Here is a 1,663-nt window from a genome sequence, read left to right as displayed (position 1 = left end):
GCCCTACAAGAAAAGCCCTGCCGCGTCCGCGGCAGGGCTTGGGGTGAAGTCAGGAGGCTTCCTCAAGGGTGACACACTCGATCAGCTCAGCTGTCGATCGCCCTCCTCGGAAGATGGTTCGTGGCTTGTCCGGCGCCTTGATGTGAGCGTACTTGCGCTCCATCTCGGCAGGGAAGCTATACCACTCGGGATGGCGAGCGAGGTTCTCTGCGTGCTTGGCGTCGCTCTTCTGCCAACACCAGAGACAGTTCCCCTCGCGCTCCTCGAGGTTGAGGTCGAATGGCTGAGCTCGCCACCACGCCAGGACGTCTTCCTTGCTGTGCGGCCACCAGTGAGCCATCGGGTAGACAATGGCAGGGTCTCGGCCCAGCCGTCTGGGCTCGTCACCGCGGATCCCGACCGCCGCAACATGGCCTCGTCCCAGGATGCCCTTGATGTAGTCCCGCATCGGGTTCATCTTCAGCTCCCGGGTGCAGTGGGGATATGCCTTCGAGGGAATCCCGTACTTGCGGATCACCTCCTCGAACGGCTCTCCATTGCGGCTCGCGGTCGCAAAGTCGACGATCCGGTGAGTGCAGCCCTTCCGACGACCGTGATGGACCTCTGGCTCGACCCATACGATGGGCATGTCCCAGTGCTCGGCACATTCCTGGACAAACTCCAGGGTACGCTCGTGCTCCTGTCCCGTATTGGCGAACACGAACGGTATGTCCTGGTCTGGGAACTCCAACTGGATCAGTCGGGCCATCATCATGGAAGTTCGCCCTCCTGACGCCGATACCCAGAGATTCGACGGATCTATCAGCTGACGCAGTGATGTGCTGTCAATGGTGTTTTGCATAGTGCTTCTCCAAAAAAATGGGGAAGCACCTCCCCTGGGGAGAAGTGACTTCCCCAGAGGGTGGATAGAGTTTCGAGAAGGGAGCCCCGACAAGCGCCCTGCCGGTGGCGTTACAAGATCATTGTGCCGCTGGTGGCTTCCATGGCGTCATGCAAGCTCTCCGCCTGAACAAGCGACATCAGACGCGCCCCGGTGCTGATACACGGAAACCCGTCATCCGGGATCGTGAAGACCACCAGGCCATAGTCACGGTTGATGACGGCCCTCGCGGCATCCCCTGCCGTGTGGGCTGCTTCCAGAGGATTGGAAGATCCGACACAAGATTGCTGGACATGCCAGACGATGTACTCATCGATGGTCTGAACTGTCAGTGGTGCGTCGCAGCCTGGTTCGTTGAGGGTGTCGAGCATGGCATCCAGCCACTTCTCAGCCTCACGAACAGCTTGATCTTGATAGCACATGGTGCCTCTCCATTGTCTGTGGGGAAGCACCTCCCCACTGGGAAGAGCTTCCCCAGTGGGTGAGATCCTGCCGATCGCAGGAGCTTATTGAGTATGGCTAGAGCTAGTTGCCCCAGGGAGTCATCAGCTTGTCGACCAGGAAGTCACTCAGGTGGTAGAACTTGGCCTCCTCTCTGAGCAGTCGTGGCCAGTGTTCAGGCGCATGCCGGTCATGGATGCGCTGCAACCCTCTGATCATGGAAGCATGCCTGGCAGGGGCATCTCCGGTTTCCACCATCTGCTGCCAGGTTCTGCCTTCCATGGCGGCGTAATACTCATTGTCGCCAATAAAGCAGCCGGCAAAGCAGACGAGTCCTCCAGG

3 protein-coding genes are annotated in these 1,663 nt (G+C 59.4%); all 3 read right to left on the bottom strand.

The annotated features are described in order from the left end of the window. Nucleotides 1–49: 49 nt before the first annotated feature. Entirely contained in the window at nucleotides 50–841 is a 792-nt protein-coding gene (locus ACGTN6_RS20465; protein ID WP_394594890.1) for a phosphoadenosine phosphosulfate reductase domain-containing protein, read from the bottom strand. 110 nt (nucleotides 842–951) lie between these two features. Further along, nucleotides 952–1,302, bottom strand: a complete 351-nt coding sequence (locus tag ACGTN6_RS20460; protein ID WP_394594888.1) for a hypothetical protein — start codon at nucleotides 1,300–1,302, stop codon at nucleotides 952–954. A 103-nt stretch (nucleotides 1,303–1,405) separates the two neighbouring features. Beyond that, nucleotides 1,406–1,663: hypothetical protein (locus tag ACGTN6_RS20455; protein WP_394594886.1), on the bottom strand; the 258-nt coding region annotated here is incomplete at its 5' end.

The organism is Halomonas sp. B23F22_20, from assembly GCF_043496985.1.
Classification (GTDB): domain Bacteria; phylum Pseudomonadota; class Gammaproteobacteria; order Pseudomonadales; family Halomonadaceae; genus Halomonas.
The sequence above is the reverse complement of the archived record's forward strand: the minus strand, read 5'-3'. Positions and strand labels throughout refer to the sequence as shown.